The sequence below is a fragment of the Paludisphaera mucosa genome (assembly GCF_029589435.1).
GTDB lineage: Bacteria > Planctomycetota > Planctomycetia > Isosphaerales > Isosphaeraceae > Paludisphaera > Paludisphaera mucosa.
In genome coordinates, this window is the sequence record NZ_JARRAG010000002.1 from 3,527,626 (window position 1) to 3,553,644 (window position 26,019).

General features: G+C 69.4%; 20 protein-coding genes. 18 read left to right on the forward strand and 2 right to left on the reverse strand.

The window, feature by feature from the left end; genetic code table 11:
- Nucleotides 1–49: 49 nt before the first annotated feature.
- The 13 genes from PZE19_RS23310 to dnaB all read left to right on the forward strand — a co-directional run bounded on the left by PZE19_RS23310 (nt 50) and on the right by dnaB (nt 17,077).
- A complete protein-coding gene (locus PZE19_RS23310) occupies nt 50–784 on the forward strand; it encodes a TetR/AcrR family transcriptional regulator (RefSeq protein ID WP_277863001.1) in 735 nt (244 codons plus the stop codon).
- 26 nt (nt 785–810) lie between these two features.
- The gene (locus PZE19_RS23315) at nt 811–2,142 is read left to right on the forward strand and encodes an efflux RND transporter periplasmic adaptor subunit (protein WP_277863002.1); all 1,332 of its coding nucleotides are present in this window, start codon (nt 811–813) and stop codon (nt 2,140–2,142) included.
- Between the two features lie 62 nt (nt 2,143–2,204).
- On the forward strand, nt 2,205–5,885 hold the full coding sequence (locus PZE19_RS33170; protein ID WP_277863003.1) for an efflux RND transporter permease subunit: 3,681 nt from the start codon (nt 2,205–2,207) through the stop codon (nt 5,883–5,885).
- Nucleotides 5,886–5,892: 7 nt separating this feature from the next.
- Nucleotides 5,893–9,315, forward strand: coding sequence for an efflux RND transporter permease subunit (locus PZE19_RS23325; RefSeq protein WP_277863004.1), 3,423 nt, complete (start codon nt 5,893–5,895; stop codon nt 9,313–9,315).
- A gap of 414 nt (nt 9,316–9,729) precedes the next feature.
- The gene (locus PZE19_RS23330) at nt 9,730–9,954 is read left to right on the forward strand and encodes a hypothetical protein (protein ID WP_277863005.1); all 225 of its coding nucleotides are present in this window, start codon (nt 9,730–9,732) and stop codon (nt 9,952–9,954) included.
- A gap of 86 nt (nt 9,955–10,040) precedes the next feature.
- On the forward strand, nt 10,041–11,084 hold the full coding sequence (locus PZE19_RS23335) for a DUF1559 family PulG-like putative transporter (protein WP_277863006.1): 1,044 nt from the start codon (nt 10,041–10,043) through the stop codon (nt 11,082–11,084).
- A gap of 131 nt (nt 11,085–11,215) precedes the next feature.
- Nucleotides 11,216–11,728: a tRNA (cytidine(34)-2'-O)-methyltransferase gene (locus PZE19_RS23340; RefSeq protein WP_277863007.1), complete on the forward strand. Its 513-nt coding sequence runs from the start codon at nt 11,216–11,218 to the stop codon at nt 11,726–11,728.
- A gap of 202 nt (nt 11,729–11,930) precedes the next feature.
- The gene (locus PZE19_RS23345; RefSeq protein WP_277863008.1) at nt 11,931–12,578 is read left to right on the forward strand and encodes a 50S ribosomal protein L25; all 648 of its coding nucleotides are present in this window, start codon (nt 11,931–11,933) and stop codon (nt 12,576–12,578) included.
- A 107-nt stretch (nt 12,579–12,685) separates the two neighbouring features.
- Nucleotides 12,686–13,264 (forward strand): aminoacyl-tRNA hydrolase, encoded by a 579-nt coding sequence (gene pth, locus PZE19_RS23350; RefSeq protein ID WP_277863009.1) that lies wholly within the window; start codon nt 12,686–12,688, stop codon nt 13,262–13,264.
- A 45-nt stretch (nt 13,265–13,309) separates the two neighbouring features.
- The gene (gene rpsF, locus PZE19_RS23355) at nt 13,310–13,717 is read left to right on the forward strand and encodes a 30S ribosomal protein S6 (RefSeq protein ID WP_277863010.1); all 408 of its coding nucleotides are present in this window, start codon (nt 13,310–13,312) and stop codon (nt 13,715–13,717) included.
- A 155-nt stretch (nt 13,718–13,872) separates the two neighbouring features.
- The gene (locus PZE19_RS23360) at nt 13,873–14,424 is read left to right on the forward strand and encodes a single-stranded DNA-binding protein (RefSeq protein ID WP_277863011.1); all 552 of its coding nucleotides are present in this window, start codon (nt 13,873–13,875) and stop codon (nt 14,422–14,424) included.
- 275 nt (nt 14,425–14,699) lie between these two features.
- The gene (gene rplI, locus PZE19_RS23365; protein ID WP_277863012.1) at nt 14,700–15,320 is read left to right on the forward strand and encodes a 50S ribosomal protein L9; all 621 of its coding nucleotides are present in this window, start codon (nt 14,700–14,702) and stop codon (nt 15,318–15,320) included.
- Nucleotides 15,321–15,634: 314 nt separating this feature from the next.
- Entirely contained in the window at nt 15,635–17,077 is a 1,443-nt protein-coding gene (gene dnaB, locus PZE19_RS23370; RefSeq protein WP_277863013.1) for a replicative DNA helicase, read from the forward strand.
- Nucleotides 17,078–17,184: 107 nt separating this feature from the next.
- Here the strand turns inward: dnaB and PZE19_RS23375 are convergent, their stop codons facing one another.
- Nucleotides 17,185–18,891 carry a hypothetical protein gene (locus PZE19_RS23375; protein WP_277863014.1) on the reverse strand — a complete coding sequence of 569 codons (1,707 nt, stop codon included), beginning with the start codon at nt 18,889–18,891 and terminating at the stop codon, nt 17,185–17,187.
- Between the two features lie 290 nt (nt 18,892–19,181).
- Between PZE19_RS23375 and PZE19_RS23380 the strand changes: the two genes are divergently transcribed.
- The 4 genes from PZE19_RS23380 to PZE19_RS23395 all read left to right on the forward strand — a co-directional run bounded on the left by PZE19_RS23380 (nt 19,182) and on the right by PZE19_RS23395 (nt 22,473).
- On the forward strand, nt 19,182–19,448 hold the full coding sequence (locus PZE19_RS23380) for a hypothetical protein (RefSeq protein WP_277863015.1): 267 nt from the start codon (nt 19,182–19,184) through the stop codon (nt 19,446–19,448).
- A gap of 307 nt (nt 19,449–19,755) precedes the next feature.
- Nucleotides 19,756–20,088, forward strand: coding sequence for a methionine--tRNA ligase subunit beta (metG, locus tag PZE19_RS33175; protein ID WP_277863016.1), 333 nt, complete (start codon nt 19,756–19,758; stop codon nt 20,086–20,088).
- A gap of 25 nt (nt 20,089–20,113) precedes the next feature.
- The gene (locus tag PZE19_RS23390) at nt 20,114–21,718 is read left to right on the forward strand and encodes a class I SAM-dependent methyltransferase (protein WP_277863017.1); all 1,605 of its coding nucleotides are present in this window, start codon (nt 20,114–20,116) and stop codon (nt 21,716–21,718) included.
- The gene (locus PZE19_RS23395) at nt 21,718–22,473 is read left to right on the forward strand and encodes an alpha/beta hydrolase (protein WP_277863018.1); all 756 of its coding nucleotides are present in this window, start codon (nt 21,718–21,720) and stop codon (nt 22,471–22,473) included. Before PZE19_RS23390 ends, PZE19_RS23395 begins: the two co-directional genes overlap by 1 nt.
- Here the strand turns inward: PZE19_RS23395 and PZE19_RS23400 are convergent.
- Nucleotides 22,463–23,608, reverse strand: a complete 1,146-nt coding sequence (locus PZE19_RS23400) for a carboxylate-amine ligase (protein WP_277863019.1) — start codon at nt 23,606–23,608, stop codon at nt 22,463–22,465. The two genes, PZE19_RS23395 and PZE19_RS23400, sit on opposite strands and share 11 nt — an antisense overlap.
- A gap of 411 nt (nt 23,609–24,019) precedes the next feature.
- Between PZE19_RS23400 and recN the strand changes: the two genes are divergently transcribed.
- Nucleotides 24,020–25,726 (forward strand): DNA repair protein RecN, encoded by a 1,707-nt coding sequence (gene recN / locus PZE19_RS23405; RefSeq protein ID WP_277863020.1) that lies wholly within the window; start codon nt 24,020–24,022, stop codon nt 25,724–25,726.
- Nucleotides 25,727–26,019 lie beyond the last annotated feature (293 nt).

The window sequence follows — 26,019 nt, forward strand, 5'->3', positions numbered from 1 at the left end:
TGATAATTCATGGACTGACCGGTCAGTCCCCATTAAGGTTGTTTCACTGATGAGCGCGGCCTACGAAGACAAGCTGAAGCCCCGACGTCGCGAGAAGGACGTCGAGACCCGCCGCGAGGAGATCCTCGACACGGCGACGGAACTCTTTGCGGAGCATGGGTTTTCGGACGCCATGACGCAGGAGTTGGCGAACCGGCTGGGGATCGGCAAGGGGACGATCTACCGCTGTTTTCCGAGCAAGCGCGACCTGTTCTTGGCTGCCGCGGACCGGGTTATGCAAATGATGTCGGCCCAGGTCGAGGCGTATATCGCTGGAGTAGAAGACGGGCTCCAACGCATCGCCCGGGCGATCCTGGCCTTCCTGACCTTCTTCGCCGAGCACCCGGAGTACGTGGAGCTGCTGATCCAGGAGCGGGCGCAGTTCAAGGACCGGACCCGGCCCACGTACATCGAGCACCGCCAGGCCCACGGCATGAAGTGGCGTCAGGTCTACGCGGGGCTGACGATCGACGGCAGATTCCGCGAGATCTCCCCCCAGCAGATCAGCGACGTGATCGGCAACCTGATCTACGGCACGATGTTCAGCAATTACTTCGCCGGCCAGGCGAAGCCCGTCGCGGAGCAGGCCCGCGACATCCTCGACGTCGTCTTCCGGGGGATCCTCACGGACGCCGAGCGGGCCCGGCTGGCGGACGTCGACCTGCTCGACGGGGCCCCCCCCCTGCCCCGGGTCGCGAAGTCCACCGGGGTGCGGGCGGCGGACGGCGGGCGGGCGAAGTCTTAATTCTCAAGGTGAGGAGCGCAGGGTTTATGAATCGTCGCGTCTCGTTCGGGCTGGCGATGCTGGCGTGCGGTTGCGTCGCGGGATGCGGGAGCGCATCGTCGTCGACCTCGCCCGCCGCTCGGCCGCCGGACCTCGTGCTTTTCGACAAGCCGATCACCCGCGAGGTGCTGGACTTCGAGACCTTCCCCGGCCGGACCGAGGCGGTGATGTCGGTCGAGATCCGGGCGCGGGTCTCGGGCTACCTGAACCAGGTCTACTTCCAGGACGGCCAGCACGTCGAGAAGGACGGCGTCCTCTTCCAGATCGACGCCCGGCCCTTCCAGTCGGCCGTCGACCGGACCCAGGCGGCGCTCGAGCAGGCCGAGGCGCACGCCAAGCGGTGCAGCAACGAGTACCAGCGGGCGAAGGTCCTCTACGACCGCGGCCTCTCGATCAGCCGGGAGGAGTACGACCGCTACGCCTTCGACCACGCCGAGTCCGTCGCGGCGATCGGCACGGCCAAGGCCGCCCACGACCTGGCGCTGCTCGACCTGGAGTTCACGCGCGTCACCTCGCCCATCGGCGGCCGGCTCGGCCGCCGCCTGGTCGACCCGGGCAACCTCGTGCAGGCCGACACGACGGCCCTGACCTCGGTCGTCAGCCAGGACCCGATCTACGTCTACTTCGACGTCCACGAGGCGGCCATGCTGCGGATCCGCCGCCTGCTCGACGAGGGCAAGGTCAAGGCCGACGGCGACAAGCAGGTCCCCGTCGAGATCGGGCTGTCGGACGAGAAGGAGTACCGCCACAAGGGCCTCGTCGACTTCACCGACAACCGCGTCGACCTGAACACCGGCACCCTCCGCTTCCGCGCCCGGCTCGACAACCCGACCGGCCTGTTCACGCCGGGCCTGTTCGTCCGCGTCAAGCTGCCGATCGGCGAGCCCCACAAGGCCCTGATGATCCGCGAGGAGGCGCTGACGTCCGACCAGGGGCAGAAGAAGGTCTACGTCCTGCGCCGGGCGATGAAGGACGGCAAGCCGGCCTTCTTCGAGGACAAGACGGGCAAGCCGCTGGCCAACCGCGACGGCTCGCCGATCCCCAAGTTCAACCACACGCTCGTCGGCCTGGGCCAGATCGGCGTCCTGGTCGACGGCTTCCGCGAGGTCTCCGAGGGCCTCCAGCCCGACGACATGGTGGTGGTCAGCGGCCTGCAAAAGCTCCGCAAGGACTCGCCCGTCGCCGCCCGCGCCTTCGAGTCCGAGGCCGACGCGACGGCCGCCAAGCCCGCGCCGACCGGCCCCACCGCGCCGGTCAAGGCTCCCGACGCATCTTCGCCGGCCGGGTCTCCCGCGGCCGCCGCGCCCAAGGCGCACTGACGGCCCGCGACGTCAGCCCCGAGCTTCCTCCGCCCCGACGCCCCAGGTGAGACGCCCCAGCCGTGTTCACGCGCTTCTTCATCGACAGGCCGATCTTCGCCTCGGTGATCTCGATCGTGATCACGCTGGCCGGCGGGCTCTCGCTCTACAGCCTGCCGGTCGCGATGTTCCCGCAGATCGCCCCCCCCACGGTGATGGTGACCTGCCAGTACCCGGGGGCCAACGCGCAGGTCGTCGCCGACACCGTCGCCTCGCCGATCGAGCAGAAGGTCAACGGCGTCGACGAGATGATGTACATGTCGTCGCAGTCGACCAACGACGGCAACTACACGCTGACCGTGACCTTCAAGCAGGGGATCAACCTCGACCTGGCCCAGGTCCTGGTGCAGAACCGGGTGGCCCTGGCGCTGCCGATGCTGCCGGACGTCATCAAGGCGACCGGCGTGACGACCCGCAAGCGCTCGCCCGACATCCTGCTGTCGATCGGCATCTATTCGCCCGACGGCCGCTACGACCAGCTCTACCTGAGCAACTACGCCCTGATGAAAGTCCGCGAGGAGCTGGCGCGGGTCCCGGGGATCAGCGACGTCGGCGTGCTCGGCACACGCAATTACAGCATGCGGATCTGGCTCGACCCCGACAAGCTCGCCACCCGCAAGCTCAACGCCGGCGACGTCGTCGCCGCGCTCCGCGAGCAGAACGTGCAGGTGGCCGCCGGCTCGGTCGGCCAGACCCCCTCGGCCAACGGCCAGCGCACCCAGTTCACGATCGACACCCTGGGCCGGCTCAACGAGGTGGACCAGTTCAAGGATGTGATCGTCAAGCGGGGCGCCGAGGGCCGGCTCGTCCGGATCCGCGACCTGGGCGAGATCGAGATGGGGGCCCGCAGCCTCGACATCGACAGCGAGATCAACGGCATGCCCGTGGCCAACATGGCCATCTTCATGCTCCCCGACGCCAACGCGCTCGAGACGGCCGACATCGTCCGCGCCAAGATCGACGAGCTGAGGAAGGACTTCCCCGAAGGCCTCGACTACATGATCCGCTACGACACGACGCCCTTCATCCGGGAGTCGATCCAGGAGGTCTTCAAGACCCTGCTGGACTCGGTCGTGCTGGTGGCGCTCGTCGTCCTCCTGTTCCTGCAGAACTGGCGGTCGGCCCTGATCCCGCTGGTGGCGGTGCCGGTCGGGATCGTCGGGACCTTCGCGGTCATGCTGGGCATGGGGTTCAGCCTGAACAACCTGACGCTGTTCGGGCTGGTGCTGGCGATCGGCATCGTGGTCGACGACGCCATCGTCGTCGTCGAGGCCGTCGAGCACCACATCGAGCACGGCATGGCGCCCCGGGCGGCGACCATCCAGGCGATGTCCGAGGTCTCCGCGCCCGTGATCGCCGTCGGCCTGGTGCTGACGGCGGTGTTCGTCCCCTGCGCGTTCATCTCGGGGATCACCGGCCAGTTCTTCCGACAATTCGCCCTCACGATCGCGTCGTCGACGATCCTGTCGACGATCAACTCGCTGACCCTGAGCCCGGCGCTGGCCGCCCTGCTCCTCAAGCCCCGCAAGAAGGGCGAGTACCAGGCCCTGCCCCGGCCTGTGCTCGCCGGGATGGGCGCGTGGTTCGGCTACACGACGCTGGGCCCGCGGCTGCTCCCCTATCTGGAACGGGCCGGAAGCGAGGCGGTCAGCCGTGCGGCGGTCCTCGACTCGGCGCGGGACGTCCTCGACCGCATGGGGGCGACGCCCGGCCAGACGGCCGGCGTGCTGGGGATGGTGGCGGGGGGCCTCCTGCTCTGGGGCCTGTCCGGCATCGTGAACCGCATCCTGAGCGGGTTCTTCACTCTGTTCAACCGCGGCTTCCTCGCCTCGGCGAGCCTGTACTCGCGGCTGGTGGGGAGCCTGCTGCGGGTCTTCATGCTGGTCTTCGCGGTGTACGCCGGGCTGCTCTTCCTGACGTACGACACCTTCATCAAGACGCCGCGCGGCTTCGTCCCGGCGCAGGACATGGGGTACATGCTGGCGAACATCCAGCTCCCCGACTCGGCCTCGCTGGAGCGGACCCGCGCGACGCTTCGGAAGATGGCGGACATCGTCCGCAAAGCGCCGGGCGTGGCGTCGACGGTCGCGATCTCGGGCCAGTCGCTGCTGCTGAGCGCCTTCGGCTCGAACTTCGGGACGATGTTCATCACCCTCAACCCCTTCGACGAGCGGCGGGCCGACGACCTCTATTACGAGGTCATCATGAACAAGCTCCGCGGCCAGCTCGCGTCGACCGTCCCCGAGGCCAACGTCTCGATCTTCGGCCCGCCGCCGATCCGCGGCGCCGGCCGCGCGGGGGGCTGGATGCTGATGGTCGAGGACCGCGGCGACCTGGGCCCCGTGCAGCTCCAGCGCGAGGTCGAGCGCCTGGTCGCCGCCGCCAACGTCAGCCCGATCAACCCCGGCATCGACGTGAAGGGCGATCGGATCCCGATGGAGTCGGCCAAGCCCGAGGCGGCCAAGCCGGAGGAGCCCCCGAAGCCGGGCTCGGCGGCCTGGTTCGGCAACCTGTTCGCCGGAGCCGCCGAACGCCGAACGCCGGCCGTCGACGGCCTCACGGCCGTCTTCCGCGCCAACGTCCCGCAGATCTTCCTCGACGTCGACCGCGACGCCTGCATGGTCAAGGGCCTCTCGCTCCGCGACGTCTTCCAGACGCTGCAGGCGTACCTCGGGTCGCTCTACGTCAACGACTTCAACCTGTTCGGGCGGACCTGGCAGGTGGTGGTCCAGGCGATGCCCCGCTATCGCGACCAGAAGGACGACATCAGCCGGCTCCAGGTGCGCAACAACGCCGGCACGATGGTCCCTCTCGGGGCCGTGGCCCAGGTCAAGGAGATGAACGGGCCCTTGATCCTCACCCGCTACAACATGTACCCCGCGGCCTCGATCAACGGCTCGGCGGTCCCGGGGGTCAGCTCGGGGACCGCGATCCAGGCGATGGAGAACCTCGCCGCCCGCGAGCTGCCCCAGGCGATGAGCTTCGAGTGGACCGAGCTGGCCTTCCTGGAGCAGCAGGCGGGCAACACGGCGCTGTACGTCTTCGGCTTCTCGATCGCCATGGTCTTCCTCGTCCTGGCGGCGCAGTTCGAGAGCTGGTCGATGCCGCTGGCGGTCATCCTCTCGGTCCCGTTGTGCATGCTCAGCGCCGTCGTCGGCGTCCGCAACAGCGCACTGCTGGGGGTGCACAACGCCGGGACGGACATCAACATCTTCACCCAGGTCGGGCTGGTCGTGCTCGTCGGCCTGGCGAGCAAGAACTCGATCCTGATCGTCCAGTTCGCCAAGCTCATCCACACCCAGGGCCGCTCGGTCCGCGAAGCGACGCTGGAGGCCTGCCGGCTGCGGCTGCGGCCGATCATCATGACGTCGATGGCCTTCATCCTCGGCGTGCTCCCCCTGCTCTACGCCCACGGGGCCGGCGCCGAGATGCGGAAGTCGCTGGGCGTGGCCGTGTTCAGCGGCATGCTCGGCGTCACCATCTTCGGCGTCGTGCTGACGCCCGTCTTCTTCTACGTGATCGACAGGGCGAGCGAGTCGCGGTTCTTCGCCTCGCCGTGGGTCCGCTTCATCACGGGCGGGACGCTCGACGTCCTGACGCTCCGAATCGTCTGGCGGCCCGCATTGACGCTCGCGAAGCGCGGCGCCGCCACCGTCCGCCACGCACGCAAGACCCGGAAGCCCGTTCCCCCCGACGAGACGTGAGGTCGCCGTGTTCTCCCGATTCTTCATCGACCGCCCGATCTTCGCCTCGGTGCTCTCGATCATCGTGACGCTCTCCGGCGGCATCACGCTGTGGACGCTCCCGGTGGCGCAGTACCCCGACATCACGCCGCCGACCGTCGAGGTCTCGGCGTACTACCCCGGGGCCAACGCGCAGGTCGTCGCCGACACCGTCGCCGCGCCCATCGAGCAGCAGGTGAACGGCGTCGAGAACATGATGTACATGTCGTCGCAGTGCACCAACGACGGCAACTACACGCTCACCGTCACGTTCAAGCCGGGCGTCGACCTGAACATGGCCCAGGTGCTGGTGCAGAACCGCGAGTCGTTGGCCGAACCCATCCTGCCCGATCTGGTCAAGCGCCGCGGCGTCTCGGTGACGAAGAAGTCGCCCAGCATCCTGATGATCATCAACGTCTTCTCGCCCGACGGCACCCGCGACAACCTCTACCTGAGCAACTACGCCACCATCCAGCTCCGCGACGAGCTGGCCCGGCTCGACGGCATCGGCGACATCACCTATCTCGGCCAGCGCAACTACAGCATGCGGGTCTGGCTCGACCCCCAGAAGATGACCTTCCGCAACCTGAGCGCCTCCGACGTCGTGCGGGCGATCGAGCAGCAGAACGTGCAGGTCGCCGCCGGCCAGCTCGGCCAGCCCCCCGTCGACACCGGGCAGGCCTTCCAGTTCACGATCACGACCCTCGGCCGGCTCAGCGAGAGCGAGCAGTTCGCCGACATGATCCTCAAGGCCGACCAGATGGGCGGCATCGTCCGGCTCCGCGACGTCGCCGAGGTCGAGCTGGGCGCGCAGGGCTACGACCAGGCCTGCACCCTCGACGGCCGCCCCACGGTCGCCCTCTCGGTCTACCAGCGGCCGGGCTCCAACGCGCTCGAGACGGCCCGCAACGTCCGCGCCAAGATGGAAGAGCTGAAGGAGCGGTTCCCCGAGGGCGTCGACTACGCCATCGCCTACGACACCACCCCGTTCATCACCGAGTCGGTCAACGAGGTGTTCAAGACGCTCCGCGACGCCGTCGTCCTGGTGGCCGTCGTCGTGCTGCTGTTCCTGCAGAACTGGCGGTCGGCGCTGATCCCGCTCATCGCCGTGCCCGTCGCCGTGGTCGGCACGTTCGCCGTGATGTCGGCCATGGGGTTCAGCCTGAACAACCTGACGCTGTTCGGGCTGGTGCTGGCGATCGGCATCGTGGTCGACGACGCCATCGTCGTCGTCGAGGCCGTCGAGCACCACATCGAGCACGGGCTCGCCCCGAGGGACGCCACCATCAAAGCGATGGAACAGGTGTCGTCGCCGGTCGTGGCGGTCGGGCTGGTGCTGACGGCGGTCTTCGTCCCCTGCGCGTTCATCTCGGGGATCACCGGCCAGTTCTTCCGACAGTTCGCCCTCACGATCGCCACCTCGACGCTGATCTCGGCGTTCAACTCGCTCACCCTGAGCCCGGCCCTGGCCGCCCTGCTGCTCAAGCCCCGCAAGAAGGGGACCTACGAGGCCCTGCCGAGCCTGGCCTTCGTGCTGGTCGGCTGCTGGGTCGGGGCCGTCTGGATGGGGCCGATGCTCGCGGGACTGGTCCCGCAGCCGGAAGCGCTCCGGGCGTCGACGCTGCTCCCCCATGACCGCTTCGTCGGCCTGCTCGGCGCCATCGCCGGCGGGGCCGCGGGCTGGCTGCTCGGCATCCCCCTGAATCGCCTGATGGGCTGGACGTTCGCCGTCTTCAACCGCGGCTTCGACGCCGCGGCCGGCGCGTACACGCGGATCGTCGGCGGCCTGCTGCGGATCAGTTTCCTCGTGCTCCTGCTCTACGGCGGCCTCCTGTTCGTGACCTACTGGGGCTTCATGCGGACGCCCACGGGGTTCATCCCCTCGCAGGACAAGGGATACCTGCTCGTCAACGTCCAGCTCCCCGACTCGTCGTCGCTGGAACGGACGCAGGCGGTCATGAAGCAGGCCGAGGCTTTGGCGCTGAAGCTGCCGGGCGTCACCCACACGCTGGCCATCGCCGGCCAGTCGATCCTGATGAACGCCAACGCGCCCAACTTCGGCGCGATGTACGTGATGCTCGACGACTTCCACCACCGCTCCCAGGAAGGCCTGACCGGCCCCGTGATCGCCGCCCGCCTCCAGGAGGCCCTCCAGGATCAGGTGCACGAGGGGGCGGTCAACGTCTTCGACGCCCCGCCGGTCGACGGCCTGGGGACGGCCGGCGGCTTCAAGATCGTGGTCGAGGACCGCGGCGACCTGGGCCCGCACGAGCTGGAGACCGCGGCCCGGCGGGTGGTCGCCGCCGGCGAAGGGTCGCCGCTGTTGCAGGGGCTCTTCACCAGCTTCCGGGCCGACACCCCCTGGCTGTTCCTCGACGTCGACCGCGAGAAGGCCAAGCTGCTGGGCGTCTCGATCGCCGAGCTGTTCAACACCTTGCAGGTCTACCTCGGCTCGCTCTACGTCAACGACTTCAACCGCTTCGGCCGGACGTGGCAGGTCAACGTCCAGGGCCAGTCCGACTTCCGCCGGCAGATGAGCGACCTCGCCGGCCTCCGCGTCCGCAACGAGCAGGGGGCGATGGTCCCGCTGGGCTCGCTGGCGCAGATCCGCGACGTCAGCGGGCCGGTCATGATCCTCCGCTACAACCTCTACCCGTCGGCCGCGATCAACCTCCAGCCGGGCCGCGACGTCAGCTCGGGCCAGGCGCTCGACGCCATGCAGCGGATCGTCGCCGAGGAGGTCCCCCAGGCGATGCGCTCCGACTGGACCGAGCTGGCCCTGCTCCAGCGCCAGACCGGCAACACGGCCATGTTCGCCTTCGCCCTGGCCGTCGTCCTGGTCTTCCTGGTCCTCGCGGCGCAGTACGAGAGCTGGGCCCTGCCCCTGGCCGTGATCCTGGTCGTGCCGATGTGCCTGCTCTGCTCGACCATCGGCGTGAACCTGTGGCGCATGGACGTGAACATCTTCACGCAGGTCGGGTTCATCGTGCTGGTCGGCCTGGCGTGCAAGAACGCGATCCTCATCGTCGAGTTCGCCAAGATGCGGAGCGAGTCGGGGGCCCCGGCCTACGAGGCGACCCTCGAGGCCTGCGAGCTGCGGCTGCGGCCGATCATCATGACGTCGATGGCGTTCATCCTCGGCGTCGTCCCGCTGATCCTGGCCGCCGGCGCCGGCGCCGAGATGCGCCGGACCCTGGGCGTGGCCGTGTTCAGCGGCATGCTCGGCGTCACCATCTTCGGCATCTTCCTGACCCCCGTCTTCTTCTACGTGATCCAGCGCCTGGGCGAGCGCCGCCGAGGCCTCGCCGACCCGGACGCGCAGGATCGCCGGGGGGCCGAGGCCGTCGCCCCCGACGACGGCCATCAGGCCGACCTCGAGCCGGACGCCGACCTCGTGTCCGCCTCGCGATGATCTCGGGAACGTTCGCGACCCCGGCCCGCCTCCGGTCTCGAGGCTTTTTTCGCGCGAATCGTCGCGGCGCGGCGCGATCGGTCGTTTTTTGGTGACTTTTTCAAAAAGTACCGTTGATCGCCCGCGCCGATCGGTCGTGTCCCTTGACAAGCGACCGTGGCTCCGGGGTATGATCAGCTCCCGAACTCATTGACCCTTGCCGACCGCGGCTCCACAGGTTCTTCCCCTCTCAAGGAACCGGGATTTCGCGGTCATCGTCGGCGTTACGTCGTCTGTCGTCAGACCTTGCGCCTCGATGCACCTTGCGCCGGGGCGGCCCTCGTCGACGCCGACGACATCGCCGCTCCTCCATCCGTTCCCGCCCTGCGCCCTATCTTTATCGATGGCGCGGGCCGCCTTGGGAGGTTGAACGTCATGTCTTCTCGCCCTTCTCTCCGCAGGCCCGCCTTCGCGCTGGTCGTCTCGCTCCTCGCGGCCGGCTGCACTCCGGCCGACACCGGCACGGTCGGGAACCCCGACGCGAAGGGTCCCCAGGCCGACGCCTCGGCCCCCCTGGTGAAGGGCGGGATCGAGCAGCCTCCGGTCAAGGTCAAGGGCAAGACGGTCAGCGCACGCGAAGCGGCCGGCGTCGGCCGTTGACCCGTCCGCCGCGATCCTCGATCGGCCTTCTCGACCGACTTCCCCCGTCCTCCGTCCCCCACGCCGCCCGCTTTCTGGAGCCCCGAATGCTACACCCCCGCCGCCCCGCCCGTCGCACGCCCAACGGCTTCACGCTGATCGAGCTGCTGGTCGTCATCGCCATCATCGCCGTGTTGATCGCCCTGTTGCTGCCGGCCGTGCAGTCGGCCCGCGAGGCCGCCCGCCGCGCCCAGTGCATCAACAACCTGAAGCAGCTCGCCCTCGGCGCGGCCAACTACGAGTCGAGCATCGGCTGCTATCCGCCGTCCAACCTGACGACGCTGCGGTATCGCGACATGCTCTACAAGGACGGCCTGAGCATCTGGTTCCGGCTGGCCCCGTTCATCGAGCAGAAGGGCGTGTACGACGCGGCGAACATGAACCTCTGCCAGTCCGACTACGAGAACCTGACCGTCATCGGCCAGGGCATCTCCAGCCTCTGGTGCCCGAGCGACGCCATGGCCTCGCAGGCGGCCCCGCTCGACTCGTCGTTCAACGCCCCGCCCGCGGGCTCGTGGAAGATGCAGTTCAGCAGCTACGCCTGCAACGCCGGCATGTGGTCGCTCTCGATCCGGACCACCAACACCAACTACGCCGGCCGCCTGGCCAGCATGTCGGGCATCATGTACGGCCACTCCAAGGTGACCATCGCCAGCGTCACCGACGGCACCAGCAACACGATGGCCTTCAGCGAGCACGCCCACAGCCTGCTGGCCGACAGCATCCGTCCCTACTACCACTGGTGGTCGTCGGGCTACTACACCGACAACACGTTCGACGCCTACTGGCCGGTCAACGCCCAGAAGAGCAACGTGAAGTCGCTCTTCACGAACAGCGACTTCGAGGAGAACCTGCCGATCTTCCTGTCGAGCATGCACCCGGGCGGCGTCAACTCGTCGTTCCTGGACGGCTCGGTCCGGTTCATCAAGGACACGGTCGACACCTGGACGGTCAACGTCAACAGCGGCGACCCCACCGGCATCACCTGGGTCAGCAGCTGCCCGACCCTCGCGCCCGGCTCCAAGGTCGGCGTCCTCCAGGCCCTGACCTCACGCGCCGGCGGCGAGGTCGTCTCGGCCGACGCCTACTGAGAAGCCGCGGGAAGTTCTTTCCGAGTCATAGCTTGAGACGAAAACGCTCGGCTGACGGGGCCCCCCGCGGTCGAGCGTTTCTTCGCGCCCGTCCCGCCCCGACGGCTCGTCGCACCATTGTGGTAAATCCCATGAACGGAGAAGGCTCGGCCCCGACGGATCGCCTGCACGTGATCCTGGCGAGCCCGGAGATCGCCGCCAACGTGGGGGCGATCGGCCGGACCTGCGTGGCGGTCGGGGCGAGGCTCTGGCTGGTCCGGCCGCTGGGCTTCCACCTCGACGACCGGGCCGTCCGCCGCGCGGGGCTGGACTACTGGGAACATCTGGACCTCGTCGTGGTTGACGACCTGGACGAAGTCGTCGCCGCCTTCGGCCTCCACCGCCTCTGGTGGTTCAGCACCAGGGCGGGCCGGACGTACACCGAGGCGGCCTTCGCGCCCGGCGACGGCCTGGTGTTCGGGCCCGAGAGCCGCGGCCTGCCCGCGCGCCGGCTGGAGGAGGCGGAGGACCGCGCCCTGCGGATCCCGATGCGGCCCGAGGCCCGCAGCCTGAACCTCGCCAACGCGACGGCCGTCGGCCTGTACGAGGCCGTCCGCCAGGTCGAGGGGCGGAATTCGCCGGCGGGGGGCGGCCTGCCGTCTTGAACGATCCGGGGCGGATCCGCATAATGGTCGGATGCGCGGTCCCAGGGGCCGCATTTTTTGATGGGCGATGTGCGACGAGCGACCGCTCGCGGCCGGCCCCACCCGAGGGATGGCCGCCGGCGCAGGATGCGTCGCGGCAGGCCCGCGGATTTTCCGAATTACGGGACCTCGCCTGGCGAGGGTCCGGTCAAGGCGAGCGACGATGTCCGAAGCAATCAAGTTACGGGTCGAGACGCGAGACCCCGAGAAGAACAAGGGGACGGGCACCCGCGCGTCCCGCCGGCTGCGGAAGACGGGCCGCATCCCCGCCGTGATCTACGGCCACAAGCAGGCCGTCGTGCCCATCAGCCTCTCGGCGCTCGACGCCCGGTCGATGATCGAGGCCGCCAGCCACCTGGCCGAGCTCGACCTGGGCGACCAGACCGAGACCGTGCTGATCCGCGACGTCCAGTGGGACCACCTGGGCCGCGAGATCCTGCACGTCGACTTCGCCCGGGTCAACAAGGAAGAGCTGATCGAGACCGAGGTCGAGCTGGAATACAAGGGCGACCCCGTCGGCGTCGGCGAGGGCGGCCTGCTCGAGACCATCGTCCGCACGCTGACCGTCAAGTGCCCCGCCGGCGCGATCCCGGACTCGATCAAGGTCGACGTCTCGGGCCTGGCGCTCAACGGCTCGATCCACGTCCGCGACCTGCAGCTGCCCGCGGGCGTGGTCGTCGAGGCCGACCCCGACGTGCTGCTGGTCCACGTCGTGCCGCCGGCCCAGGACGTCGAGCCGTCGACCGCGGCCGCCGACGCCGTCCAGCCGGAGGTCATCAAGCCCGAGCGGAAAGATAAAGAGGCCGAATGACCGCGGCGCGGGGGCCGACCCCGGCCGTCGCCCCCGGCTCCGATATGGGGCCGGGGACCGGCGACGTCGCCGGCCGTCCCCTCGCGACGACGTCGGGAGCCGCCGCCTTGGCGACCTTGAAACTCGTGGTGGGCCTGGGGAATCCCGGGCCCAAGTACCACGGCACGCGGCATAACATCGGTTTCGATTTGGTCGACCGCCTCGCCGCCGGCGCGAGGGTCGACGCCTTCGCCCGCAAGTTCGAGGGCCTGCTCGCCGAGGTCGAGATCGAATACCGCCGCGTCCTGCTGCTCAAGCCCGACACCTTCATGAACCTCAGCGGCCGGTCCGTCGGCCAGGCCGTCCGCTTCCACAAGATCGACCTCGCCGACGTCCTGGTGGTCTGCGACGACCTGAACCTCCCGGTCGGCAAGCTCCGGTTCCGCAAGGGGGGCTCCGACGGCGGCCAGAAGGGCCTCCGCGACGTCGCCGCCCACCTCGGCACCCACGAGTTCCCCCGCCTCCGGATCGGCATCGGCGAGGCCGGCGAAGGCCAGGCCGTCGACTACGTCCTGGGGCGCTTCAAGGGCGCCGAGAAGGCCCGGATCGACGACGCCCTGATCCTCGCCTCGCAGGCCGTGGCCGTCTGGGCCGTCCAGGGCGGCCAGGCCGTCATGAACCGATTCAACGGACCATCGCCCCAATAACCCCGATTCCCGAACCGCACGCGGACTCAACGGAGGACCCGACTCTTGCCTCTCAACACCTATGAAGGAATGTTCCTTCTCGACAGCACCAAGGCCGCCGCGGCCTGGGACGACACCGTCAAGCAGGTCCACGACATCCTGACCAAATACGACTCCGAGATCGTCGCCAGCCGCCAGTGGGACGAGCGCCGGCTCGCCTACGCGATCGAGGGCCACAAGAAGGGGACGTACCTCCTGACCTACTTCCGGACCGACGGGTCGAAGCTCAAGGAGATCGTCTCGGACTGCCACCTGAGCGACGTCATCCTCCGCGAGTTGATCCTCAAGGTGCACCCGAAGCTTGAGGAGCAGCTCGTCAACCAGGCGATGGCCTCGAACCCCAACGTCGACGCCGAGAACGGCCACGACGACGACATGGACGACCGTCCCCGCCGCCGCCGCCGCGACGACTGACCGTCCGGCCGGCCCTCCCGCCGACCCGACCCGCACGATCGACGCCACCCCATCCATCGACGCGCGAAACGACTTGCACTCTAGGGGACAACCGTTTACCCTGACTTCAGGGCGATTTCGCGCTTCGAGACGTCGGATTGGAGAGGAGCGGGGCGATGCCGGACCTGAACCGCGTGCAGTTGATGGGCCGTCTCACGTTCGACCCGGAGTTGCGCCGCATCCCCAACGGGACGGCGGTGAGCGAGCTGCGGATGGCCGTCAACCGCTCCTGGCAAGGGCGCGACGGCGAACGCCGCGAGGAAGTGCTGTACATCGACGTCACCGTCTGGGACCGCCAGGCCGAGACCTGCTGCCAGATCCTCCGCAAGGGGAGCCTGGTGTTCGTCGAGGGCTCGCTCAAGATGGACCAGTGGGACGACAAGACGACCGGCGAGAAGCGGTCCAAGGTCCGCGTCCAGGCCGACCGCGTCCAGTTCCTCGACAGCCGTCGCGACGGCGGCGGCGGATCGGCGGGCGGCGACGAGGAATTCAGCGCCCCGCCGGCCCGCGAGTCGTCCGCCCCGGCGGCCCGACGCCCGGCCCGGCCCGAGGCGGCCCCCGCCGACCGCGGCTTCGACAACGGCCCGTCCCGAGGCGGCTACGCCCCCTCGAACTCCGGCGGCCGCGCGGCCGTCGCCCCCGACCAGGACGACGACATCCCGTTCTGACCCGACCGCCCCGCCGGCCGTCGCGGCCGAATCGGGATGGCGCACAAACGTCCCGCTTGGAGTTTTCGGCCCGATCGGTTTCAATTGACCGCTTGCGCGTCGCGATCGACGAGGAACGCCCGGCGTGAGGCCCCGCGACCCGTCGAGCGACCCGCTCGGATTTCCCTAACGTTCGTCAACGGCTCGGCGCGGCTCTGCGGATGAGAGGATGGGGGAGACGGCCGACGCCCCCCACGACCGGCGCTTGCCTTCAGGATCGAAAGCGACTATCGACAATGGCGAAGACGACCCCCTCCAAGACCTCCAAGGCCAAGTCCGCGGGCAAGGCGAAGGGCGACGGATCGAAGGCCAAGGCCGCCCCCGCCGGGCCGCCCCGCCAGCCCGGCGTGGAACGCCGCAAGAACCACCCGCTCCGCGCCAAGGACGGGCACATGAGCGTCCTGCTGACCCAGGACGTCCCCCACGTGGGCCGCCCCGGCGAGCTGGTCAAGGTCCGCCCCGGCTTCGCCCGCAACTACCTGCTGCCCCAGGGCTTCGCCACGTTCGCGACCCCCCACAACCTGCGGGTCGTCGAGAAGTACCGCGAACGCCTCCTGGCCCTCGAGGCCGCCCGCCGCGCCGACCTCCAGGGCCTCGCCGCCCAGATCGCCCAGCGGTCGCTTACGATCGAGGCCAACGCCAACGAGGAAGGCCACCTCTACGGCTCGGTCAACGCCGACCAGATCGCCGACGCGCTCAAGACCGAAGGTTTCCCGATCGCGACCGACCAGGTCCGCATCGAAGGCCCGCTCAAGGACCTGGGCCTCTACACGATCAAGCTCGCCCTAGGCCAGGACATCGAGACCGAGGTCAAGCTCTGGGTCGTCCCGACCCACACGGAGGAAGGCGTCTCCTGAGCGCCTCCCCCCCACCGTCATCCCCCCGGGCGTCGCGACGCGCCACCGCGTCCGACGCCCGAAGCCTCCGCCCGGGCCGGCGACGTCGCTGAACGTCCCGGCCCTCGCGCGTTTCTTCGGCCCTCTTCGCCGACGCCGGAATATCCCCACGCCTCCGCGCGACCCGACCGCGACGCACCGCGGATTCCACTTTTCCACGATGCCGCCGAGGGCGGGCGCCGATACAATCGTTCAGGCGATTGATATTCGAGCGAGGTCCCGCGCGCCGACGCCGGGAGGTCGCCCGCTCGGCCTTCCAAGGAGTGGACCCGGTCATGGCATCCGTCCCAGGCTACAGCAACGGCGCCGGCACCGGCAGGGATGGAAGCAACGGCAACGGGTCGTACGGCAAGTCCGACGGCGGCGGCCTGAGCGACCGCCTGCCCCCGCAGAACCTCGACGCCGAGCGGAGCGTCCTGGGCGGCATCCTGCTGGACAACGACGTCCTCCACGACATCGTCGCGTTCCTGACGCCCGACGACTTCTATCGCGACGCCCACCAGCTCGTCTACCGCGCCATCCGCGAGATGTACGACGACGGCAAGGCGATCGACGCGGTCACGCTGGGCGACGAGCTGGACCGCCGCGGCCAGCTGCCCCAGGTCGGCGGCGAGGACGGCCTCTCGGAGCTGGCCAACAGCGTCCCGCACGCGGCCAACGCCCGCTACCACGCCGAGATCGTCCGCCAGAAGTCGGTCAGCCGCCAGTTGATCCAGAGCGCGACCGAGATCATCCGCGACGGCTACTCGAACCTGTACACGTCGCAGCAGCTCCTGGAGACGGCCGAACGCAAGGTCTTCGCCATCGCCGAGGAGCAGATCAAGGGCCAGGTCTACGAGCTGAAGGGCGTCCTCTCCGAGGCGATGGACCGCATCACCAAGCGGACCGAGGAGACGCACGTCGTCACCGGGGTCGGCACCGGCTTCTACGACCTCGACGACATCACCACGGGCTTCCAGCCCGAGCAGCTCATCATCCTGGCGGCCCGGCCCAGCATGGGCAAGACGGCGCTCGCGCTGAACATCTGCGCCCACGCGGCGATCCAACTCCGCACGCCGACCCTCATCGTCAGCCTGGAAATGGGCCGGCTCGAGCTGGGCGAGCGGCTCCTGAGCGCCCATGCGAAGGTCGACTCGAACAAGCTGCGGACCGGCCGGGGGATGGACTACCGCGAGCTGAACAAGCTCGGCAAGGCGTTCGGCGAGATGGAGACGGCCCCCATCCACATCGACGACACGCCGTCGCGCAACATGCTCCAGATCACGGCCTCGGCCCGGCGGCTGAAGATGCGCCAGGGGCTGGGGATGATCATGATCGACTACATCCAGCTCATCGATTCCGACGAGTCCCGCGACAGCCGCCAGGAGCAGATCGCCAAGATCAGCCGCCGGCTCAAGATGCTCGCCCGCGAGCTGCACGTGCCGGTCGTCGCCCTCTCGCAGCTTAACCGGGCCGTCGAGAACCGCGAGGATCGCCGGCCCCGCATGGCCGACCTTCGCGAGTCGGGCGCCATCGAGCAGGACGCCGACGTCGTCCTGCTGCTCCACCGCCCCGACTATTACGACGCCAACGACCAGCCCGGCATCGCCGAGGTCATCGTCGCCAAGAACCGCAGCGGCCGGACCGACACCGCCAAGCTCGTCTTCCTCAAGAACCTCACCCTGTTCGACAACAAGGCGAACATCGAGCAGCCGATCGACGAGGGCCGGCCGTTCTGAACCGGCCGTGGCGATGCCTGCGATTGGGCCGCTGAACGACGGCCTTCCCCGCGAGGGGGGAAGGCCGTACGAGCGGCAACTCCTCGAACCCTCCGAGCGCTCCAGGCTCACTTCCGGGCCGGCTCCTCGGCCTTCTTCGGCTTCGGGGGCGGCCAGGGGTCGGTCGGCTCGTACCAGGCCGGCCGGGGCGGGGGCGTCAGGATAAGATACGGGCCCAGGGCCTGCCGCACCCGCGCCGGGTCCGTCGGCCGGCCCTTCGCGGGGAGGTCGAGCAGCTCGGCCGCGTCATAGGCGTCGGGGAGCAGCGGGGCGTCGACCCTCCCGAACGCGGCGTGGACGGCGTCGAGGCCGATCCCCATCGACTTCGCAGCCTTCTCCGCCAGGTCGAACCGCCGCAAGTGCCCGCGCTGGTGCTCGGCCTGCTCCAGCATCATCGCGCCCGCCCGCATCCGCTGGAGTTCGGGGATCGGGAACCGCCGGGCCTCCGACGGCGCCATCGCCGGCGCGCTGTTGATCCAGAGGTCCTCCACCCGGGGACGGTTCAGCGCCACCAGCACGGCCGCGAACGCCAGCACGCCCAGCGAAGCGCCGCGCGTGAGCCCAGCCGGCGGGAGCATCGGCAGCCGGCGCGACTCCGGGGTCCTCGGCCCCGACCACCAGCCGACGACGAACAGCACCGCCCCGACCTGGGGGGCGACGTGGTACCAGGGGACGATCATGTCCACGTTGATCGTGCGCAGGTACTTGTAATCGAGATAGCCCCGCACGGTCCACTCGACGAGGTAGCTCCCGCCCAGGAACGCCGCGCCGGCGATCTCGATGGGATTGAACGCCCCGAGCCCTCCCTGACGGAGCCGGCCCAGGGCCCAGGCGGCGAACAGGCCCAGGGTGAGCACGGTCCCCTGCCCCGCGGTCGTCTCGGCGGCCAGCCCCAGGTTGCCGAGGACGAGGCTCTCGGGGATAGCCTGCATCGTGTGAAAAAAGCCCTCGACGGGCTGCGCGGCCTCGGCGGCGGTCCGGCCGTGGAAGCTCACGCGGCTGTCGACCTTGCCCGCTCCCAGAATCAGCGAGAGCCCCACCGCGAAGACCGTCGCCGCGATCGGGACCGCCGCGGCCCGCCGGCACGACCTCCGGCCGTCGAGCCACAGGTAGAGCGCCGCCGAGGGCCCCGCCAGGTGGCCGATCGTCCAGAACCAGCCGGCGCAGGCGGTCGACGCCGCGCACAGGGCCAGCGCCGGCCGAGCTTGCGAGCGTCGCCAGCTCTGCGCGTACCAGAGCGCCGCGAGGGCCGCGAACGACGCCCAGAGGGGCTGGCCGGCCGCATACCAGGTCGCCGGCGCGAGCATCAGCGACGTCGTCCCCGTCGCCACGGCCGCGGCGGCGCCGACGTCCTCGCGGCCGGTCTCGCGTGCGGTCAGCCGCCCCATCAGCATCATCGTCGCCGCCAGAATCGCGTACGAGGCCACCGCCAGCACGTCCGGCACCCGCTCCAGACTCCCGGCGCACGCGGCCAGGAACCACGTCAGCACCCGCCACGCGGGCACGATGTGCGTGTTGTGGGGCGAGAACAGGTTGCCGACCGTCCGCGAGAAGTCGCGCGAGGCCGAGACGAACGCGAAGTCGTCGCTGTAGACGCGGTAGATCCGCACAGGGTCGCGGGGGATGTGCCCGTTCGCGAACGGCGCGACCGGGTTGAAGAACAGGACCCAGGGCGCCGTCAGGATCGCCAGCACCAGCGCCGCGCGGCCCCAGCGTCCCAGCGGCCCCCGCAGCCACGACCCGATTCGCGCGATCATTCCCGCCTGCTTCGCCATCGCCGCCGCTCCGTCACCCGGTTGGACCGCGTTTCATATTACCGTACATTCGCGGGTCCCACGCCTCCCGTCCGGCGGCGCGCGAACCGACGCGTCGTCGTGGGCGTCGAATGAGAAGGCGAATCGCGTAATCGACCGGGGCGACCGCTCGGCCGAGGCGGCGTGCGCCGCCACGCGTCTCTACGTCGGCGACCTCGATCCCAATCCGGCCCGGTGCGAATGCCGGGTCGACGGCGCGACCTAGTAGAAGCGGACTTCGGATCCTCCTCTCTCGAAGAAACGAGGGGTGCATGTCGCCGGAGCTTGAGACACTGGACCAGTTGCTTGGGGGGGAGCTGCCCTTGGTCGTCGTCCGCGGGTTCTTCGACGAAGGCGAGCGGTTCGAGAAGGCGATGGCCGCGATGCTATGCGTTGGAGAGATACGCCTGCTCATCGAGGGTGGCGAAATTCCCCATCGGCGTTGGGCGGAGCTGCTGGCCGCCGCACGCGATCAGAAATGCCCGGCAGGCGTTTGGATCGACATCACCGACGCAGGCATTCAAAGGATCGGAGGTTGAATCCCTAGGTCTTCCGACGCATTCGCGTCGCCTTGCCCCGGGTGTCGAGAGATTCCGCCCCCAAACTGGATCGTCGATGCGAATCCAGTCCCACCGACTTCGACACGGCTTCGCAAGACCGGCCGTCATCTTCCACCGTCGAGTCGACGACCATGCCTCTAACCGGTTGAAACGTCTCGATCGCCGACTCGGATTACGCCAAGGTGACTTTCGCCCGCGTTTCGGCTTGGATTCTCGGGCCGGGGCGGGCACAATCGGGAGCCGTTGCGACCGATCGTTCCGCCCTTTATGCGAGAGACCGAGGACCGTGGCCGACCCCATCACGTACGACGACTTCGCCAAGATCGAACTCCGGGTGGCCAAGGTGCTGGAGGCTCGGCCTCATCCCAACGCCGACAAGCTGTTGCTGCTCCAGGTCGACGTCGGCGGCGAGACGAAGCAGATCGTGGCGGGCGTCCGCCAGCACTACACGCCCGAGCAGCTCGTCGGCAAGAACATCGTGGTCGTGAACAACCTCGCGCCCGCGATGCTCCGCGGCGAGACGTCCAACGGCATGTTGCTGGCCGCCACCTCGGGCGAGAAGGTGATCCTGCTCACCGTCGACGACCCCGACTGCATCGCCGGGGCCAAGATCAAGTAATCCGCCCGAGCGAGGCCTTTTGCGCTTGGGTAAAGACCTCGGCGACTTCCAGACGCCCCCGGAACTCGCCGCCGCCCTGGTCCGCAGGCTCGGCCCGATCGGCGGGCGCTGGCCCCGCGTCCTCGAACCCACGAGCGGGCGCGGGGGCTTCCTCCGGGCCATCCTCGACTCGCCGAGCCCGCCGCGCGAGGCGATCGGCGTCGAGCTGCAATCGGCCTATTGCGACGAGGCGCGGGCCGGCCTCGGCGACCGCGCGACGATCCTCCACGCCGACGTCTTCCAGCTCGACCTGGGCGTCGACCTGCCCTGGAAGGGCGACGGGCCGATCCTGGTCGTCGGCAATCCTCCGTGGGTCACGAACGCCGAGCTGGGCAGGCTGGAGAGCGGCAACCTGCCGCCCAAGCGCAACCTCAAGAAGCTCGGCGGCCTGGCCGCGCGCACCGGCGCGGCCAACTTCGACCTCGGCGAGGCCGTCTGGCTCAAGCTGATCGCCGACCTCGACGGCCGGGCGGCGACGATCGCGATGCTCTGCAAGACCTCGGTCGCGCGGGCCATCCTTCAGCACCTCGCGAAAGTGCGTACGGCGTTCACAGCCGACATGGTCGAGATCGACGCCCGCCGCTGGTTCGGCGCGGCCGTCGGCGCGTGTTTCCTCACGATCGCCCTGGGGACCACGGCGGGAACGGGCCGCGTCGACGTCTACTCCAATCCCGATGCGACCACCCCCACGCGTTCGATGGGCGCGATCCGTGGCCTCTTCGCCGACGATTTCGAGACGGCCCTGGCCTTCGAGTTCGCCCTCGGCGCGAGCCCCCTGCACTGGCGGCAGGGCGTGAAGCACGACGCCGCCGCCGTCATGGAGCTGATCGCCGACGGCCCCGGCGAGCCGCTGTGCAACGGCCTGGGAGAGGTCGTGGACGTCGAGCCCGAATACGTCTATCCCCTGCTGAAGGGGGCCGACCTGAGGAAGCCGGCCGGCGATCGGCCGCGGCGGGCCCTGATCGTCTGCCAGGAGAAGCTCGGCGACGACACGCGGACGCTGGCGACGACCGCGCCGAGGCTCTGGGCCTACCTGGACGGGCACCGCGACCGCTTCGAACGCCGACGGTCGTCGATCTACGAGGGCCGGCCGCCGTTCGCCCTCTTCGGAGTCGGCCCGTACACGTTCGCCCCGTACAAGGCGGTCGTGGCGGGCGTGCACCGACCCCCGCGGTTCCGGGCGGTCGGGCCGGTCGCCGGCCGGCCGACGGTGCTGGACGACACCTGCTACCTGATCCCCTGCCGCTCGGCCGCCGAGGCCGCCCTGATCGCGGCGATCGGCGACGACCCGATCACGCTCGGGCTGCTCCGCGCCTTCGCGCCGGCCGACGCCAAGCGGCCCGTGACCAAGGGCCTGCTCCAGGCGATCGATCTGGCCGTCGTGCTGGCGCGGGCCGATCGCCGGGCGCTCGTCGCGCGGGCCGTCGTGGCGCTTCGGGACGACCTGGGCGTCGCGGATGCCGATCCGACCGCCGCGATCGAAACGGCCGTCGAGCCGCTCGCCCTGTTGCTTTCGGGCGAACGCGTCCCGACACTGGGTCCAGATGCGACGTCGCCCGAGAGCCGCCCCCGAGCCGCCGAGGAGTCGTGATGGCCTTCGCCACGATCCAGTACTTCAGCCGTTCCCTGTCGAAGGCGTCGGCCTTCAACGTCATCTTCCCCGACGACCCGGCGATCCCCCGCCCCTGGTCGACCTTCTACCTGCTCCACGGCCTGTCCGACGACCACACCATCTGGGCCCGCCGCACGAGCATCGAACGCTACGTCCAGGACATGCCCCTGGTCGTCGTGATGCCCGACGGCGGCCGCGGCTGGTACACCAACGCCGCCGAGGGCTACGCCCACGAGGACGACCTGATCCGGGACGTCGTGGGCCTCGTCGACCGCACCTTCCCCGTCAAGGCCGAGCGCGAGGGGCGCGCCATCGGCGGGCTCTCGATGGGGGGCTACGGCGCGGTCAAGCTCGGGCTCAAGCACCACGAGACGTTCTGCAGCGTCAACTCGCACTCGGGCGCGATCGCCTTCCTGCGATCCGATCCCGCCGAGAACCGCAAGCTGAGCCCGGAGTTCGAGCGGATCTTCGGCAAGGAGCCGAAGGGGGGCCCGGAAGACCCCTTCGCGATCGTCGAGCGGATCGACCACGGCCGGATCCCGGCGATGCGGATCGACTGCGGGACCGACGACTTCCTGATCCAGCACAACCGCGACTTCCACAAGTTCCTGGAAGACCGCCGCATCGCCCACGAGTACCAGGAATTCCCCGGCGACCACAACTGGGCCTACTGGGATCAGCACGTCCAGGAGGCCGTCGCCTTCCACGCCCGGAACCTGAAGCTCAAGCCCTGACCTCGGAGCCGGCCTCGGCCGAGGCCGGCTCGCCGGCCAGGAAACGGGCGACGTCGACGAGCTGACCGGTCTTTTCGAAGACCGAGCGTTGTTGGGTCGCGCCGTCGGGACGCTCGGCCATCGCCCGGGCGTGGGCCAGCCAGCGGGTGCAGCCCAACTTCTCGGCCGTGGGGCTCAGGGTCTCGGTCATGCGGCGGATCGCGTCGCGGGCCACCTCGTCGCGGCCCGACTCGGGGTCGACGAGGACCGCGTCGAGGCCGTGCCGGGCGGCGCGCCAGCGGTTCTGGCGGATCATCAGGCGGCCGAACTCGCTCAGCTCGACGAGTTCCGAGCCGGCGTCCTGGGCCAGGTGGTGGATCAGGCACTGGATCAGCGCGGTCAGCCCCTGGACCGAGGCCAGGTCGGTCGGCATGTCGCAGATGCGGACCTCGACGGTCCCGTGGCGGTCGCTCGGGCGGACGTCCCACCACAGCTCCTTCGTCGTCTTGATCGAGCCGACCTCCGCCAGCCGCTCGGCCAGGCGGACGAACGAATCCCAGTCGCGGAGGAAGGGCGGCTGGCCGCCCGTCGGCGCGGTGCCCATCACGTCGAGCCGATACGACCTCAGCCCGGTGTCGCGGCCGCACCAGTAAGGGCTGTTGGCCGAGAGGGCCAGGAGCGTCGGCAGGTAGTGCGCGACCCGCGTGCAGGCCCGCGCCGCGGTGTCGCCGTCGGGGACGCCGACGTGGACGTGCAGGCCGAAGGTCAACTGGCGGCGGATCGTGTCCTGAATGTCGTCGATGAGCTGGTGGTAGCGCGGGCTCTCCGAGATCTGCTGCTCGGTCCAGTGGCTGAACGGGTGCGAGCCGCCCCACGCCACCCGCGCCCCGAAGCGGCGGGCGCGTTCCTCGACCAGCGTCAGCTTACCCGCCAGGTCGCGGCCGACCTCGTCGACGTCATGGCAGATCGCGGTGTTGATCTCGACGCAGCACTGGTACAGCTCGGGTTTCACCGACTCCGACAGCTCGGCCGGGATCGTCTCGATGATCTCATCGCCGACCGGGGCCAGCTCGAGCGTCGCGGCGTCGATGATCTGCAGTTCAAGCTCCACGCCCAGCGTCGGATGGGAGCTGCCGCGAAAGGGTTCGACCGGCATCGGGGCGTCCTCGCGAGATGGTGTTCATCGCCCCCGGACCGCGGACCGGGGGCCGTTCGGACCAACCGTAGCACTTCCCATGCCGGTCAGGCCTCGTGGCGGGCGTCCCCAGCCCGGGCTCGGCGTTGCCCTTCGGAAACACGCCGCGACGTTCTCGTCGATTCGGCGTCGCGGAGAGTTGCAAAACTCACCGGCGTCTTAAATTATGTCGGGAGGACCGGTGCGGACGCTCCGCGGCGGGCGATCTTGACGATCCGGCCGGGCTCCCGCAATCCGAGCCATCCGAACAGGTGTGCTCAAAATTTCATCGAGGACATCTGGATAGTTCGCCGACGATTGGCAAAATGAAGTGCGAGCGAGAGGGTTTCACCCCGACCCTGTGGAACGACAGGGGGCTTGGAGGCCCGGAACGTGCTGCGCGAACTGTCGGTGCAGAACCTGGCGACGATCGAAGACGTCCAGATCGAGCTGGAGGACGGCTTCTGCGTCTGGAGCGGCGAGACCGGGGCGGGCAAGAGTCTCCTGCTCTCGGCCCTGGGCCTGGTGCTCGGCGGCAAGGCCTCGGCCGAGCTGGTGCGCGCAGGCAAGCCCGAGGCGCGGGCCGGCGCCGTCTTCGAGATCGAGAGCCCCACCCTGCGCGTCGAGCTTGAGGAGATCCTCGGCAACGCCCTGGACGACGGCACGCTGATCATCAACCGCCGGGTCTCGGCCCAGGGCCGGAGCGCGGCGCAGGTCAACGGCATGCCCGTGACGATCGCGACGCTCCAGAAGCTGGCCGAGCGGCTCATCGACCTCCACGGCCAGTTCGAGAACCGGGCGCTCGTCGACCCCGACCGTCAGCGCGGCCTGCTCGACGCCTTCGGCGGCCTGGAGGAGCTGCACCTCACCTACTCCGAGGCCCGCGCGAAGCACGACGGCCTGCGCCGCTCCCGCCAGGCCCTGATCGACGCCACCCAGGCCCGCCAGCGCGAGCGTTCGCTGCTGGAGTTCGAACGCGACGAGCTGGCCGCCGCCGACCCCAAGGCCGGCGAGCACGAGGAGTTGGTGCAGGAGTCGCACATCCTCGCCAACGCCGAGGCCCTCCGCACGGCCGCCGTCGACGGCCATCGGCTGCTTTACGAGGCCGACCGCTCGGCGCAGGAGATCCTCTGCCGCGTCGCGCGGTCGCTCGAACCGCTGGCGAAGGACGTCCCCGAGCTGGCCGACGCCGCCGCCTGCCTCGAACGCCTCGCCGACGAGACCCGCGAGATCGCCTACACCCTCCGCGACCTGGGGAAGGACTGGGACGACGACCCCGAACGCCTGGAGGACGTCGAGACCCGGCTCGCCCTCTACCGCAAGCTCTCCAACCACTTCCACTGCAAGCCCGACGAGCTGGCCGCGCTCCGGGCCGAGGTCGAGGCCAAGCTGGCCGCCATCGATCGCGCCGAGACCGACCTGAAGGAGTTCGACAAGCCCCTCGGCGAGGCCTGGTCGACCCTGAAGCGGGCCGCCGCCGCGCTCTCGGAGGGCCGCCGCAAGACGGCCAAGGATTTCGGCAAGGCGATCCAGGCGCGGCTGAAGTGCCTGGGGATGGACCGGGCCAAGCTCTCGGTCGACGTCGAGTCGCGCGACCTGGGGGACGACCCGACCGTCGCCTCGCCGCCCGAGTCGGGGGCCGACCGGGTCGAGATGATCTTTTTGGCGAACCCCGGCGAGGTGCCCCAGCCGCTCCGCAAGATCGCCTCGGGCGGCGAGCTGTCGCGGGTCACGCTCGCGGCCAAGGCGGTGCTGGCGGCCGTCGACAGCGTCCCCACGCTCGTCTTCGACGAGATCGACACGGGCGTCGGCGGCCGGTTGGGCTCGGCGCTCGGGAAGACGCTCGCCGACCTGGCGAGGCACCATCAGGTCGTCTGCGTCACCCACCTGCCGCAGATGGCGAGCTACGCCCGCAAGCAGTGGGTCATCCGCAAGCAGGTCGACCGCGGCCGCACCCGCACCACCATCGCCCCGCTCGCCGAGACCGAACGCGTCGCCGAGCTGGCCGCCATGCTCCGAGGCGACTCCGCCGTCGAGAGCACCCGCCGCGAGGCCCGCGAGATGCTCCGCGAGGCGCGGGAGGCCGTCGGGGTTTCCTGACGACGGCCGCATATTAAGGCGTGGCGGCCCTTCTCCCCCGGGAGAAGGTGGATCGAGGGCCATCTGGAAGGTGCCATTCGCGGAGCGGTGATCCGAGACCATCCTACCTTAGGAGGCTTGCGCCGTCGGCTCCGCTTGCCGCCTCAACTTAAGCCCGAGAACACGGAAAAACAAAAAATTCGGGCCAACGAAGCCAATCCGCGGGGCCATCAGACCGGACCAAAGTCCACATCTCAACAGACTTTACATCCATCCATATCGTCGAACGCTGAAACCAACGAAGCCCGAGCGAA